Source organism: Pseudomonas sp. UBA6276 (assembly GCF_002438365.1).
GTDB classification, from domain to species: Bacteria; Pseudomonadota; Gammaproteobacteria; order Pseudomonadales; family Pseudomonadaceae; genus Aquipseudomonas; species Aquipseudomonas coleopterorum.
In genome coordinates this window covers 17,126-31,322 of the sequence record NZ_DJUS01000153.1, presented here as the reverse complement: position 1 = coordinate 31,322, position 14,197 = coordinate 17,126, and the positions used below count along the sequence as shown (strand labels likewise).

General features: G+C 62.4%; 12 protein-coding genes. 6 read left to right on the top strand and 6 right to left on the bottom strand.

The genetic code is table 11. From position 1 onward, the window contains the following. Positions 1-115: 115 nt before the first annotated feature. The 4 genes from B2V21_RS17695 to B2V21_RS17680 form a co-directional block, all read right to left on the bottom strand. Positions 116-1,534: a hypothetical protein gene (locus tag B2V21_RS17695; protein WP_286917547.1), complete on the bottom strand. Its 1,419-nt coding sequence runs from the start codon at positions 1,532-1,534 to the stop codon at positions 116-118. A gap of 91 nt (positions 1,535-1,625) precedes the next feature. Further along, positions 1,626-2,522, bottom strand: a complete 897-nt coding sequence (locus B2V21_RS17690; protein WP_056845177.1) for a LysR family transcriptional regulator — start codon at positions 2,520-2,522, stop codon at positions 1,626-1,628. A gap of 68 nt (positions 2,523-2,590) precedes the next feature. After that, positions 2,591-3,172 (bottom strand): NAD(P)H-dependent oxidoreductase, encoded by a 582-nt coding sequence (locus B2V21_RS17685; RefSeq protein ID WP_134723097.1) that lies wholly within the window; start codon positions 3,170-3,172, stop codon positions 2,591-2,593. Between the two features lie 200 nt (positions 3,173-3,372). Continuing rightward, positions 3,373-4,587 (bottom strand): aldose 1-epimerase family protein, encoded by a 1,215-nt coding sequence (locus tag B2V21_RS17680; protein ID WP_282348993.1) that lies wholly within the window; start codon positions 4,585-4,587, stop codon positions 3,373-3,375. A 219-nt stretch (positions 4,588-4,806) separates the two neighbouring features. On the opposite strand from B2V21_RS17680, the gene B2V21_RS17675 reads away from it, so the two are divergent. The 6 genes from B2V21_RS17675 to B2V21_RS17650 all read left to right on the top strand — a co-directional run bounded on the left by B2V21_RS17675 (position 4,807) and on the right by B2V21_RS17650 (position 10,631). Further along, a complete protein-coding gene (locus B2V21_RS17675; protein ID WP_049858615.1) occupies positions 4,807-5,379 on the top strand; it encodes a fimbrial protein in 573 nt (190 codons plus the stop codon). A 64-nt stretch (positions 5,380-5,443) separates the two neighbouring features. Beyond that, complete coding sequence (locus B2V21_RS17670; protein WP_192069094.1) at positions 5,444-6,142, top strand: fimbrial biogenesis chaperone; 699 nt, start codon at positions 5,444-5,446, stop codon at positions 6,140-6,142. Between the two features lie 24 nt (positions 6,143-6,166). Beyond that, positions 6,167-8,749, top strand: coding sequence for a fimbria/pilus outer membrane usher protein (locus tag B2V21_RS17665; RefSeq protein ID WP_134723101.1), 2,583 nt, complete (start codon positions 6,167-6,169; stop codon positions 8,747-8,749). A 7-nt stretch (positions 8,750-8,756) separates the two neighbouring features. Beyond that, on the top strand, positions 8,757-9,641 hold the full coding sequence (locus B2V21_RS17660; protein ID WP_286917546.1) for a fimbrial protein: 885 nt from the start codon (positions 8,757-8,759) through the stop codon (positions 9,639-9,641). Positions 9,642-9,651: 10 nt separating this feature from the next. Further along, positions 9,652-10,137: a fimbrial protein gene (locus tag B2V21_RS17655; protein WP_177327933.1), complete on the top strand. Its 486-nt coding sequence runs from the start codon at positions 9,652-9,654 to the stop codon at positions 10,135-10,137. Then, positions 10,134-10,631: a fimbrial protein gene (locus B2V21_RS17650; RefSeq protein WP_049858611.1), complete on the top strand. Its 498-nt coding sequence runs from the start codon at positions 10,134-10,136 to the stop codon at positions 10,629-10,631. Before B2V21_RS17655 ends, B2V21_RS17650 begins: the two co-directional genes overlap by 4 nt. A 4-nt stretch (positions 10,632-10,635) precedes the next feature. On the opposite strand, the gene B2V21_RS17645 is transcribed toward B2V21_RS17650, so the two are convergent. Further along, positions 10,636-11,283 (bottom strand): response regulator, encoded by a 648-nt coding sequence (locus tag B2V21_RS17645; protein ID WP_090356094.1) that lies wholly within the window; start codon positions 11,281-11,283, stop codon positions 10,636-10,638. A gap of 28 nt (positions 11,284-11,311) precedes the next feature. Then, entirely contained in the window at positions 11,312-14,197 is a 2,886-nt protein-coding gene (locus B2V21_RS17640; RefSeq protein WP_286917545.1) for a hybrid sensor histidine kinase/response regulator, read from the bottom strand.

Sequence of the window (14,197 nt, the reverse complement as noted above, 5' to 3'; positions counted from 1 at the left end):
CCCCCCGGTCCCCCCCCCCCCCCCGTGGGGCGGCGGCCAAAGCCGCGTCCGGCAGCAACGCGATCCCTGTAGCAGCGGCGCAAGCCGCGTCCGGCAGCAACACGATCCCAACCGCTCACTCCACTTCCTTCAACACCCGCTCTTCATGAAAGAAGTCATTGGGGTCCACCCCGGCGCGGAAGAAGTACCCGTAATCCTCCAGGTAATACAACGTCTCCACCCGCTTGAAACTGTCCTCCAGATGCGCACACCGCAGCTTCTTCGCCTGCCCGCTCAGACGGGCGTTGACCTGCGCGGCGGGCACCTGCTGTTCGACCCTGCAGTCGAACGCCTGGCGCGGCTTGCCGTACTCGCCCACCACGCTGTTGCTCATCTTGCCATCGGTGACATAGCCCAACTGAGCGCCCACCGGCATGTTCTTCCAGTCGCCTCTGAACGCAATGGCGTTCAAGCCGATGTTATCCACCATCGGCGCCTCGCCGCTGTACACGGTCTGCTGGGCCAACGCGACCAGCCCGCGAAAGCTCACCGCCTGCCCCTCGAAGTTGCTGCCCTTGGTTCGCACGGCCAGAAGGCCCGACGCCTTGTCCTGGCTGAACGACTTCTCCTCGGTGAACGGCGCACTCTGCCCCTTGAGATGAGCGGTGCCGGTTTCCACTGTCCGCTTCAACTGTTTTGCCGGTACCGGCAGATTCAACTGTTTGACCGCCGACAAGGCCGGCGCCTGCACCCTGGGCGTGGTCAGCACCAACGGTGCCTTGGTCCGCGGTTTGAACGCCGGCAACGCGGCCAGGCCCTCGGGCTTGCCGCAGGCCGCATCGAACAACAATCGATAGTCAGGATCGCTGCCCTTCACCGAGTAGGTCTTGGGCTCGAAGAACACCCCGCCATCGGTCACGGTGTTGTGTTCGTCCAGGTCATACCCGGCCAGCAGGCTGAAGGTCTGTTTACTGCAGTCCAGCGCATAGCGTTCGCGCTTCTGTGCATAGGGCGCGTTGTACGGCAGGTCGTGGCCGATGCTCGGCGAATCGTAGCCGGCCCAGAACTGCAACTGGCCGTCGACGGTGGACAGGCTGTTGCGATCGATCATCACATACTGCTCGTCACCCTTGCCCTTGAGCACCCGCCAATCCGGCTGGGGCGTCGTGGCGCAGGCACGCTGGAAGGCGGGGCTGGCGTTGAGCACCTCGACCTGGCCGGCAGGAATCGGGCGCGCCGGTGCGTACTTGCCATCGGGGCTGGCGAAATAGATACGCTTCACGCCATCCAGATAGATCAGGCTGGCGCTGGGGCTGGAGCAGGCCGCATCGACCTGCAACAGAAAGCCGAACGGGGATGTCTCGCTCTTGGGCTGCAACAGCATGAAGCTCAAGCGATCACCGTTGCGCATCACGCTCTGCGGCACGGGCGGCTGCGACATCGCCTCCTTGAACATGTCCTTGGCCTGTTCGTTGCCCAGGCTGCCGTCGTCGGGCCCCTTGCTGGAGCAACTGGCCAGCGTGATGAGGGCGGCGAGCAATGCGATGCGCTTCATGATGAGTCCTGGCAGTGGCGATCAGGCGTCATGGTAAGCGGCGGATCGAAAGCGGTGCAATCCATCTGCGCCCGCGTCAGCAGGCATAGATTCAGCAGGCGTAAATGGCCAGCTTGTCCTGAATGAAGTCCAGGAAGCACTGAATCCGCAACGCCAACTGCGAATTGCGGTAGTACACCGCATGAATCGGCTGTCGATAGCCGCTGTTGGCCTCGGCCAGCACCACCTGCAAACGCCCCTGACGAATGTCTTCGTGGGTCATGAAATGCGACAGGCAGACAATCCCCTGCCCCTCCAGCGCCAACTGACGCAAGGTTTCGCCACTGGACGCCGCAATCCGCGGCTGGATCTGCAACCGATCGCCCTCGGCATGGCGCAACGGCCAGTGATTGAGGGTTTCGGTCTGGGTGAAGCCCAGCAGCACATGCTGGCTCAACGCGGCGATGGTCTGGGGAACGCCGTGGCGTTCGAGGTAGGCCGGGCTGGCGAGGATATTCAACGGCGTGCAGCCCAGGGAGCGTGCATGCAAGGTCGAATCGGCCAGCACGCCGATGCGAATGGCGACGTCGGTGCTGTGCTCGATCAGATCGATGATCAGATCGTCGCTGTTGAGCTCCAACTGAATGTCCGGATAGCGCTCGCGAAATTCGGCCACGTACGGGACGATCGCGTGCAGCATGAACGGTGACGCGGCATTGATGCGCAAGCGCCCGGCCGGCGTCTGCTGACGCAGCGACAAGCGCTCTTCAAGCTCATCCATGCGCGCCAGGATGTCCTTGGCCTGCTCGAAGAAAAACCGCCCCTCCTCGGTCAGGTCCATGCGCCGTGTGGTGCGGTTGATCAGGGTCGTGTCCAGCTTGGCTTCAAGCTTGGACAGCGTGCGGCTGACCGCCGATGGGGTCTGCCCGAACTGCTCGGCGGCCGCGGAGATGGAGCCGCTCTGGATGACGGCGACGAAGACTTGCAGCTCATCGGATCGGGATTTCAAGGCAGGCCTCATCGGGTGTACCGGGACGTGCGCAACATACACCAATCGCTACCCGGGCGAGCGTACCGTCAGCCCAGCACCTTGGCCAGGTGCGCTTCATAGCGCGCGACGTCGTTGTCGATATCGGGCCTCTTCATCACATCGACGCTGAGGAAGGTCGGCAAGGCGGTCATGTCGAGAAACTCGTTGGCCTTGTGGAACGGGAAGTACACCGCGTCCACCCCTTTGCCTTCGAAGAAATCGGCAGGATCGTCGAACGCCTGCTGCGGCGCGTTCCAGGTGGCCGAGATCATGTACTGCTTGCCCTTGAGCAAACCGCCGCTGCCATATTTCTGCGAAGCATCGGAACGCGTGCGGCCGTCGTTGGCGTAGAGGCTGCCATGGCCTTCGGTGAACACTTCGTCGATGTACTTTTTCACGGTCCACGGCGCGCCCATCCACCAGCCCGGCATCTGATAGATGATCACATCGGCCCACTGGTATTTCTGCACTTCTTCGGCCAGGTCGTAGCCGCCGTCGATGAAGGTCTGCTTCACATCGAAGCCGGCGCGGTCCAGGTAGGCGACGGCGGCGTCATGCAGGGTCTGGTTGTAGCGACCGTCGGAGTGAGCGAACTGCTTGCCGCCGTTGAGCAGGAGAATCTTTTTCATGAAAGTGGCCTCGTTGACTGTGCGAGTAATATCGATGGGCGCAGTCTAGAGGGCTTAGTTGCGGGGAGTAAGGCAACGATACGCAAATGTATGTTGCCTGGCAGGCACGAATGAAAGCTCATTCGTGCGATTTCATTGGCGAGCCGAAATCCGCCTGTCGGTATGTCCGCGCGGATTTCAGCTCATGACCACAGCGCTTCCTACTCCTTGCTCAGGTCCACCAACGGCGTCTGCCGCACTTCGGTCTGGCGACCGTCGCGAATCGTGTCGATGGTCTTCAGCGCCTTGTCCACGGCAGGTTTGTCCGCCAGCAGGCTGTAGCTGATGCTGAACTGCTTCTGCTGCTTGGGCTCGATGGTTGGGACCAGGTTCAGGGGCCGCTGGTAACGGCGGTTATAGGAAAAGCTGGTACCCGGCTCCAGCCCCGTCACGTACCCCTGACCTTGGGTGTCGGTGTTCTTCCACAACGAGAACACCGGCAACTGCTGGACATTGAACCCCACCGCCACGCCCAGGCTGCCGGCCTTGTTGTGCAGCACGGTCAGCGTGTCGCCCTTGGCGTCGCCGTAGGGCACCACGTTGTAGACGGTTTCGTCATAGTCCTTGGTCGGCGCGCGATAGGTCTGCCAATCGGCCAGGTCGCCCTTGGCCTTGTCGTTGAACGGCGACACCTGTTTGACCGCTGCGGCGAACCGCGCGCCCTCCTCCAGGAACGGCGTGCTGAAGTTGCTGTGATACAGCGCCTGGTATTCCTTGGGGTAGTCGCCGTTGTTGGTCAGGGTGTCGTTGAGCACGAAACGGGCCGCGCCGGGTTCGGTCACCAGTTCGGTCTGTACGCTGAAGTCGACCTTCTTGAAGGCCTGCTCCTTCAGCTCGCCACGCACGTGAATCGCATAGGGAGGCGCTTCGTCGATGTGCACCGTGACCTTGCTGGCCGGAATGTTCGCAGCACGACCATGCAAGGTCAGCAACTCGCCATTGTCCATGCCGGGGTGACCGACCCATTCGTAACCGCAGCGGGTGACCAGCTCGTTGAAGCCTTCCAGCCAACCCAGACCACCTCGGCCGTTGAGCTCGATGAAGGCCGGATTGACCACCTCCTTCACCGGCGAATCCCAGCCCATTCGCGCATCGCCGACCTGGGCATGGAGCACGTTCATGCCGCGCGTAGGCACCAACGTCAGCTTCATGGTGCCGTTATCGATATCGATCAGGCTCACACCTTCCTGACGGCCGCCGTGCAGGGTTCGCATGGTGATGGAAAACGGCTTGTCGACTTTGACGCCCAACTGTTCGCTGGTGATGCGCTGGTTCTGCGCAGGCTTGTCGCTGTCCAGCAGCACGAAATCCCAGGCCAGGGCGTGGGCGCTGAGGGTGAACGCGGAGATGGCACAGGCAAGGGGGAGCAGTTTCATGGGGGTGGCCCTTTATTGGAGTTATGAGGCAGCAGAGTGAAACGTTTCAGCTTTCGAGTCTAGTCGTCTTGGGGGGATTTGAAAATGGGTCTGGAGGGCGCTTTAAGATTCGTCTGATGGGGTTGCCGCGCCCAACGCGGCACCATGGCTGCGTCTGCTGATCAGGCGTTCAAGACCTGTGCAGGCCTCCACTCACTCCCCACTACAAGGGCAATGCAAATGCTGAAGAACCTAGGGAAATACACGATCGCCTGTGGCGCTTCGTGCCTGTTGCTGGCCGCTGCCAACGTGCAGGCCGCCGACGGTCAGATCGAGTTCACCGGCGCGGTCACCGATAACGCCTGCACCATCAATACCAGCAGCGTGAACCGCTCGGTCGAGCTGGGCCAGGTCCGTATCGCCGATTTCGGCCCGGCGGTCGGTGATGCGGCCGGAGGCAACACCTTTTCCATCAGCCTGGACAATTGCAGCACCACCACCCGCAAGAACGTGGCCATCCGCTTCAGCGGCCAGCAGGACGCCGTGGACTCCACCTTGCTGGGCCTGACCGGCGAAAACCAGGTCAAGGGCGTGGCGATTCGCATCAACGACCAGCGCACCGGCAACCAGGTCGCCCTGAACACGCCAACCTCCGATTACGCACTGCGCCCGCAGTCGAACACCTTCGACTTCAGCGCCGAGTATGTGCGGACCGCGGTCGACACCAAGAACGAACAGGGCGAAGTCACAGCATCGGGCATTGGTACCGGTCAGGTGTATGCGCTGGCCAGCTTCGACGTCATCTACAAGTAACTCACTGGCCAAGGCCGGCCCGGGCCGCATCCCGGCTGGCCTTGCCGAGCATGAAGGTATGTCCATGCGTTCCAGATTCCTTTCTCTTCTGACCCTGTTGCCTGTGCTGCTGGCAGGTCAGGCGAGCGCCGCCGTATCGGTAGGCGCTACCCGCGTGATCTATGACAGTGCCGCCAAGGAGGCCAATCTCAGCGTCAGCAACCGTGGTGAAGACGCGCCCTATCTGGTGCAGTCCTGGGTGAGCGCCTACGGCACCCAGACGGAAAACAGCGTCGAAGGCTTCCTCGTCACTCCACCGCTGTTTCGCCTGGATGGCAACAGCGAAAACGTGCTGCGCATTCTCTACACCGGTTCGCAGTCGCTTCCGCAGGACCAGGAAAGCCTGTTCCTGATGAACGTCAAAGCGATTCCGGCCATGACTCAGGAACAAACCGCGCAGAACGTGCTGCAGATCGCCCTGAAAACCTCCATCAAGCTGTTCTACCGGCCCGCAGGCCTCAAGGGCACGCTCAAAGAGGCAACCGCCAACGTGGCCTGGCATTCGAACAACGGCAAACTGCAGGTGCGCAACCCCTCCGGATTCAACCTGGTGGTCAGCGAGTTGAAGGTCAACGACGTCGCCACCGCAGACATCCCCGATGTCATCCGCCCCGCAGAGCAGCGCCAGCTCGACGTCGCAGCCAAGCCCGGCGACCGCATCACCCTGAGCTACATCGACGAGTACGGCAGCACCCTCGTCGCACCCACTGCCCAGGTCAACTGACCCTCCCTGACTTCAGGATGCCCCATGCTCCGTTCGCACCTTTTCATGCGCTCACGCGCGGTGAAGGTCATCGGCTGCCCCTTTTTTGCAGCCCTGGCCTTGCATCTCGCCGATGCCCAGGCCGGCTACCGGTTCGATTCCTCGTTTCTGGAAATTGGTGGCGGTCGCACATCGACTGCGGTGCAAGAACAAGTCAGCGCATTGAGCGAAGGGCAGTTACCCGGGATCTACCACGTCAACGTGAGCATCAATCAGAAACAGGCAGGCCAGAGCGACCTGCGTTTCATCCGTGACCCACAAACCCCAGCCCGCTCGGTCACCGGCTTGTATCCCTGCGTGGACAGCGAATTTCTATTGAGCAATGGCGTCTCCTCCGACGTGCTGCAGGGGGCTACCGAGGTGGAAACCGGCTGCGTGGACTTGAGCGGCCCACTCAGTGGCGTGAGCTACGACTACGACTTCAATCGCCAACACCTCGACATTCAGATTCCCCAGGCGTATCTGGGGAGCATTCCGTTTGCACTGCGGCGCAAGCAATGGAGCGAAGGCGAGCAAGTCGCGTTCGCCAACTACAGTTTCTCGGGCAGTGCCGCGCAGTACGATGGAAAGGCCCGTCAGAACCAGTTCGGCACCCTGCGCAGCGGCATCAACAGCGGCCCGTGGCGGCTACGCAACCATTCGACCTGGCGCAAGGGAACCGGCAATCCGGGCCGCTGGCAGAATCTGGAAACCTACGCGCAGCGGGATCTGGGCAACCTGATGGCGATCGCCACCGTCGGCGAGGCCAACACCGAAGGTGATCTGTTCGACGCCCTGCCTTATCGCGGCGTGGGGGTGGCCTCCGACCTGGACATGCTTCCCGATCAGGCTCGGGAGTTCGCGCCTGTGGTGCGTGGCATCGCCAACGGCCGCTCACGGATCACCATCCGCCAGCGCGGCTATGTGATCGACGAACGCTGGGTGCCTTCGGGCCCTTTCGCCCTGACCGATCTGTACCCCACCTCCAGCAATGGCGACCTGGAAATCACGGTAGAAGGGCCTGATGGGCAGCGACAGGTGTACACCCAGTCGTTCTCCTCCGTGCCGTACATGCTGCGCGAAGGTCAGCAGAGCTACTCGTTCTACGCGGGCCACTATCGTCCCAGCGAAGACAGCCAACAGCACGCCGCACCGGCTTTCGTCCAGGCCAGCCTGCGCCGAGGTTTGAGCGGCGGCACCACGGTGTTCGGCGGGACCTTGACCAGCGTCGAATACAACGCCGGCCTGCTGGGTCTGGCGCACGACTTTTCCGGCCTGGGCGCTGTATCTCTGGATGTGACCCACGCCCGCAGCACCGGCGTGGGCGCGGGCAAAGCCAGTGCAAGCGGGCAGTCCTACCGCTTCCGCTACTCCAAGTCACTGGCCGCCACCGACACCAACTTCAGCCTGATCGGCTATCGCTATTCCACCAGCGGCTACTACTCGTTCAGCGAAGCACTCAACAGCCGGGAGAACGTGCAGGCGCTGTCCAGCTATCGCAACGGCCATGTCAAAAGCAACTTCACCGCCAACATTTCCCAACAACTGGGCAACTATGGCGGGCTGTACGCGAACCTGTCGAAATCGGCCTACTGGAACTACAGCAAGGCCGACACCTCGCTCCAGGTGGGTTACAACTTCACTGCGCACAATGTTTCCTACTCCCTGGGCCTGGGCTTGAATCGGGGCAATGAAGTGGACAGCCGCAGCGTATCGCTGAGCATCAGCTTGCCGCTGGGCGGACCGTCGGGGCAGCGCGCCACCTTCAACACCAGCCAGAGCTCGACGGGCCAGGCATCACGTACCGCAACCCTGAGCGGCAACGCGTTGCCGGAGGGAGCGCTGAGCTACAACGTGGGCGTTTCGCAACAAACCAGTGACCAGAGCGACGTCCTGGGCTCATCGATCGCGGCGCGCTATGACGGCTCCCGCGCAGTGGTGCACGGCGCCTACAACCGCTACGGCAATGACCAACAGTTGGACTACGGCATTGAAGGCGCGGTGCTTGCTCATCGCAATAGCCTGATCTTCAGCCAACCGCTGGGCGAGACCAACATCATCGTTGCCACTCCCGGGGCTGCCAATGTCAGCGTGCTCAACAAGACCGGCGTGTACACCAACGCCGACGGCTACACGGTGGTGCCATCGGCCCTGCCCTACCGGAGCAATCGCATTTCGCTGGACACCGAAAGCCTGCCCGAAGACATCGATATCACGCAGCTGGTGCAGGAGGTCGCACCGACCCGCGGCGCCTTTGCGCTGGTGGACTTTCACACCCAGCGCGGCCGCCGGGTACTGCTCAAGCTGAGCGATCAGTTCGGCAACCCGGCTCCTTTCGCCGCCAGTGCACAGTTGCTGGACGTGCAGGGCGTTCCTCTGAACGCCGCGATGGTGGCCGACAACGGACGGATCTTCCTCAGCGGTGTGCCGGACAAGGCGCGACTGCAGGTCAGCGTCAATGGTCAATCCTGGTGCGCGGTGGCACTGGACCTGGCCGATCAACCCACCACCGGCATCGCCCAGATCCAGTCCCAGTGCGACCGGCCCGCGACCGCCCAACAGCCAAGCCAAGGTGCACCCAATGTATGAAGTCTGTTTGAAAAGGGCCGTCCTGGGCCTGCTCAGCGCACTGCTGTGTCTGCTGAGTGCGCCGGCTCAGGCCTTGATCGAGAACAACATGAAATGCAGCAACAGCAACTCGTCCGGCGAGTTGGGCAATGTAGCCCCCAATACGCGATTCACCCTGGTGATGGAAGGGAGCTGCACCATCACCCGTTGGTATCCGGTGGGGGCATCACTGCAGTTCGTGCAGAGCAAGCCAATAGGCACACCACCCAGTGTCATGGCGTTCTACCTCGGCACAGGTGCGCAATTGCCAGAAGTACCGGTCGGCACGCCCGGCACCGTCTGCATACCCATAAGCTGTCAGCCTCTGAGAGTCGGCCGTGTGGTCCCCTATTCCGTCGCACTGGTAGGCATCACAGCCGCCACCACCGGTCAGCACTGGCTGGTGGTACAACTCACCGACACCTCCATCGGTGGCTGGCACAACTACGGCGACTACATCAACTCGCTGCTGATCCGCTACACCGTCACGGCCCCGTCCTGCAGCCTGACCTCGCCAGGTACCGTCAACCTGAACTTCGGCACCCTGCGCAACGACAGCCTGCAGAACGTCAGCCAGAACACCACCGTCTCGCTCAACTGCGCCACGGCCTTGCAGGCCAACGTCACCCTGGCCTCCAACCAGCAGACCATGGACGCTGCCAACGGCCTGTCGACGACCTCGCTGTCGGGACTGAACATGGCCGCGCGCTGGACCGACAGCAACACCGCCGTCTCGCTCAACAGCGCCCGCAGTATCAACCTGCGAGCGGGCGACAACAGCCTGAACCTCGGCTTCACCCCACGTCTGGCAGCGGGCGCATCACCGGCCGGCAGCTTTCAGGCGCAATACACCCTGACCATCGATTACCGCTGAGGCATTGGCCATGAAACGTTCTGCCCTGCTGACCCTTCTTTTGGCGTCGATGATCGACACCGCCGCACTGGCGGCCAGCGATACCGTCAACATCAGCGTTCGGGGAACACTGACCCGCCCGCCTTGCGTGCTGGCCAGCAGTTCGACCCTGACGGTCGACTTCGGTGACGTGCGTACCGACCAGGTCGCCAGCGCCGCACCGATAGCGGTGCCGGTAACACTGACCTGCCCGGCGGGCTCGTCGCTGAACGTTGGCCTGAGTTCGAGCAACAACACCTTCACCGACACCGTGGCACGGACGACGGCCGCCAACCTGGGTGTCTCGCTGTTGTGGACCAGCAACAACACGGCGGCCAACCTACTAAACGTCAAGCGCACCCTGACCGGTCAAAGCGGCAGTGTGGACCTGAGCCTGAGTGCACGACTGGTGCAGCGTGGCGAGCTCACGCCCGGCAGTTTTACCTCCACCTTCGTGATGAACATCGAGTACCTATGACCATTCGTCATCTTGCCCTGCTCGCCTGGCTTTGCTCATCCGGTGCGCTGGCCGCAGGCGATAGCGCCCGTATCGAAGTGACCGGCCAACTGATCTCCCCGCCCTGCAGCGCCCGCTTCGCTGGTGTTCAGCAGGTGGATCTGGGAGTGGTATCGCTCAATCAACTGCACGACGCCAAGGTCGGCAGCGTCGATGTGCCCTTGGTCTTCGATTGCCGTGACGCCAGCCGCGTCGACCTCAAGCTGTCGGCAGCCAGCACCAGCGATCGCCGCACCCTGGCCACCAGCCTGGCACAGCTGGGCTTGCGCCTGAGCCTGCTGCGGCCGCAGGTGGCGGGGACGGAGATCGATTTCGGTCTGGGCCAGAGCAATGCCTTCACCGTGTCCGGGAAGACCTTGGAGCTGGTATTGCGAGTCACCCCGGTCATGCTGGAAGCACTGCCCGAGGCAGGCAGCTACAGCGCCTTGCTGATGCTCGAAATGACCTACCTGTAGCCGTCTACTCGAACTGCTCGGCCCGTATGCAGTACGTCAACAGCGCTTGATCGCTGTCCACTTCCAGCTTGCGCATGGCGGCCACCTTCTGCGCACTGACGGTCTTGATGCTGCGGCTCAGGTGGCGAGCGATATCGCTGACGCTCAACCCCGTCACGAACAGGCGCAGCACTTCCAGCTCCTTGGGTGACAGACTGGCAAACCGCTCATCGACCTGCTGGGTACTGCCGACCACCGAACTGGCGGGGGCCTGTGGGCTGCGGTAGCTGCGTCGATCGCTCAGGGCGCTCAAGGCCTTCTGAATCTCTTCGTGAAGGTGGTTTTTCTGGATCACGCCCGCCACCCCGAGTTCGTCCAGACGCGACAGGATCAGGCTGTTGGAAACCATGGTGAGCACCAGCACCTGAGTGTCGGGGAAGTGGCGCAGCACGTACTGGATCAGTTTCAATCCGTCGCCATACACGGCATCGCCGGGCATGTTGTAGTCGGTGATGAGCACGTCCGGCCGATGGGTCTGTAGTTGCTCCACCAACTGGCTGGGGCTGACGGCCTCGGCTACCACGGCAAAGCGTTGATCGCGCATGACCATCTCACGCACCCCCACCAGGACAATGGGGTGGTCGTCGGCAATGACGACTTTCAGTTGTTGCATAAGCTACCTTCCGTGCGTTGTCCAATGATCATGCGCGCGGCTCCTCTCGCAGAGCCATCGCCACTACGCGCAAGCGTTCCAGCAACACCTTGATACCGGCACTGGCGCGCGCGTCCAGAGGGCCTTGCTCCAAAGCCGCCTCCCATTGACCACAAGCCATGGATAGCGCCGTGGCCCGTACCGTGGCCAGGCCGCCGTTGAGGCTGTGCAGACGCTGTTGCACGAGGGTGCCGTCACCCGAACGCAGACCCTGTTCGATCTGCTCGATATCCTCATGCAGCGTACGTTCCATCAGTTGGCGCATCGCCGGCGACAGGTCGATCCAACCTTCGAGATCCACCGCCAGCCCGCCGCCCTGCGCTTCGCTGCAGTGGGCCAGCACCGTCGCGCGCAGCATCGACAGACTCAACGGTTTGACGACCCAGGCATTCATGCCCACTTGCAGGCAACGCTCACCTTCTTCGCGCATGGCGTTGGCGGTGACCCCGATGATCGGCACCGTAGCGCCGATGCGACGCAGCTCGCGAGTCAGCTCGTAACCATTCATGCGTGGCATGTTGACGTCGGTAATGACCAGGTCGAACGCTTGCGCGGCCCACGCCTGCAAGGCCCGCTCGCCATTTTCCGTCACCGTCGCCTGGGCCCCAAGCGCCTGCAATTGCTCTTGCAATATGGCCTGATTGATCGGGTTGTCTTCGGCGACCAGAATCTGCAATGGCTTACCCGGCAAGCGGCTACCCTGCTGGGGCTGCGAGACCGCCGGCGGCGCTTGCAGGGCGACAATGGGCAGTTCCAGCAACAGCGAAAAACTGCTGCCCAGGCCAGGCTCGCTGACCACGCGCATGCTGCCGCCCATCAACTCGCTCAAGCGGGCACAGATCGACAGCCCAAGCCCGGCGCCCGTGCTCTGGTCACGCTCGGACACTTGGTAAAAGGGTTTGAACAGCTGCTCCAGAGCCTTTTCCGGGATACCCGCGCCGGTATCGGACACCTGCCACTGCAACGCCACGCGCGCCTCGCCCATCTCCACCACGGCCAGACGCACCAGTACCCGGCCCGATTCGGTGAACTTGATGGCATTGCTCAACAGGTTGTTGAGGATCTGCCGAATGCGCCCCGGATCACCGCGCAGGCGCGCAGGCACCTGTGGCTCGATCTCGGTTTGAATCGGCAGGCCCTTGTGCTGAGCGGCCGCCGTGAAACCGCGGACCGCCTCCTGCACCAGATCCTGCGGGCAGAAGGTAATCGCCTCGAGCGCGATCTGACCGGACTCGATCTTGGACACATCCAACACATCGCTGATCAACTGAAACAGCACCGCCGACGAGCCTTGAATCACTTCCAGGTACTGACGCTGACGATGGTTGAGATCGGTCAGGCCGAGCAGTTCCAGATTGCCCAGCACGCCATACAGCGGTGTGCGAATCTCGTGGCTCATGGTGGCCAGGAACAACGTCTTCGCCTCACTGGCCTGGTCCGCCGTGCGCCGGGCCTCCTCCATGGTCTGCGCCGTATCGACATGTTGGGTGATGTCGTTGAAACCGCACAGCAGCACATCCTCGCCCTGATAGCGGGTCGCCACGAAGCAAGCCTGCAAGTGTCGTCCGGCCACCTCCAGCCAGACCTCATCGGGGGTGGCAGGGACATCACCGAGGTTCAGCGACTTGATCAGTTCGGCGGTGCCCTGCCATTCGCGTGCACGCTGGTTCTCGAGCAACACTTCGTGGTCTTCGCGGCGCACGACACTCAAGCCGACCGGGGCGTTGTCCATCATCACCCGGTTGAACGCCTCACCCTCGAACAGACGCTGTTGAGCACGCTGCGCCGGCTGCACGATCTGCAGGCGATACCAGCGATTGATCCACCACCCCACCAGCAAGGCCAGCAATACCGTCAAGCCAAGGCCAACCAGCGGCCACTTGGCGTAACGCAGAAAATCCTGGTAGCTGATGGCGTACAGCGCAGTCCAGCGCGCGCCGTTTTCAGTGCTCATCTTGAACCGCAAGCCCTTGCCGCTGAAGCTCAAGCCCATCGGCGCCTGACTGTCATCGTCCAAGCTGCCGAGCAATACCTCGCCCTGGGGCGAGATCAGGGTGAACTGGTTGTACACCGGCCGTCGCAGCAGTCGTTCGATCTCGTTGATCTGCCCCATGTCCAACAGCGCTACTACGGTGGTCAGGCCCTGTTCCTGCCGTGAGGGCATGATGCTGGCAGGCAGGTCGACGCCGATGCTCGCGACCAACGTCTTGGCAGTGCTGTACAGGCCCGATGGCGCCCGTAGCCAGCGCACCCCCGTGCCGCTGAGCAACGGCCGCTGTGGCTGCAGTTGCTCACGCAGGCGCCCGGCTATCTCCAGATACTGGGCCTGGCGCAACGGCAGACGCTGCCGCGTGCCATCAATGCCTGGCACGGCAATGTCGAACTGAGCGTTGGGAGCGAACACGAACATCTGCGGCGAAGCGTAATAGGAGCCAGCCCAATAAGTGCTGTAGTAATCGGTAAGCTGAGTGCCCAAGGAGCGCGCGCCGCGGGTCTCCATGCTGGTCAGCCGACTGTCATAGGCCAAGGTGAAAGGCAATGACAGTGGCAATGCGCGCCCCTGAAACAGCTCGCGATGACCATCGCTGCCCAGCGCCGTCGTGCTGGCCGGTTGGACGTCGGCCAGCAGGCTGTGGTTGGTGCGATCGTAGGCACTGGCCACGTTGCGCAGGAACGTCTCATGCTCGTGGATGTTCTCGATCACCCGAGCGAAATGAAACTCCACCTTGTCCTGTTCCGCCTCGACCAGGCGGCTGACGGCCCAATAGCTGGTGCTGGTGAGCAGCAGCGTCAGCCCCGCCAACAGCAGCAGGCCCTTGTTCAGGCGCTGCGAACTGAGCGCCAGCGCCCCGAGACGCAAGCTTGCATGCTTCAT

Coding starts and splice junctions, on each gene's coding strand:
- B2V21_RS17695 (WP_286917547.1), bottom strand. CDS start 1,534: ATGAAGCGCATCGCATTGCTCGCCGCCCTCATCACGCTGGCCAGTTGC.
- B2V21_RS17685 (WP_134723097.1), bottom strand. CDS start 3,172: ATGAAAAAGATTCTCCTGCTCAACGGCGGCAAGCAGTTCGCTCACTCC.
- B2V21_RS17680 (WP_282348993.1), bottom strand. CDS start 4,587: ATGAAACTGCTCCCCCTTGCCTGTGCCATCTCCGCGTTCACCCTCAGC.
- B2V21_RS17675 (WP_049858615.1), top strand. CDS start 4,807: ATGCTGAAGAACCTAGGGAAATACACGATCGCCTGTGGCGCTTCGTGC.
- B2V21_RS17670 (WP_192069094.1), top strand. CDS start 5,444: ATGCGTTCCAGATTCCTTTCTCTTCTGACCCTGTTGCCTGTGCTGCTG.
- B2V21_RS17665 (WP_134723101.1), top strand. CDS start 6,167: ATGCTCCGTTCGCACCTTTTCATGCGCTCACGCGCGGTGAAGGTCATC.
- B2V21_RS17655 (WP_177327933.1), top strand. CDS start 9,652: ATGAAACGTTCTGCCCTGCTGACCCTTCTTTTGGCGTCGATGATCGAC.
- B2V21_RS17650 (WP_049858611.1), top strand. CDS start 10,134: ATGACCATTCGTCATCTTGCCCTGCTCGCCTGGCTTTGCTCATCCGGT.
- B2V21_RS17645 (WP_090356094.1), bottom strand. CDS start 11,283: ATGCAACAACTGAAAGTCGTCATTGCCGACGACCACCCCATTGTCCTG.
- B2V21_RS17640 (WP_286917545.1), bottom strand. CDS start 14,197: ATGAAGCATGCAAGCTTGCGTCTCGGGGCGCTGGCGCTCAGTTCGCAG.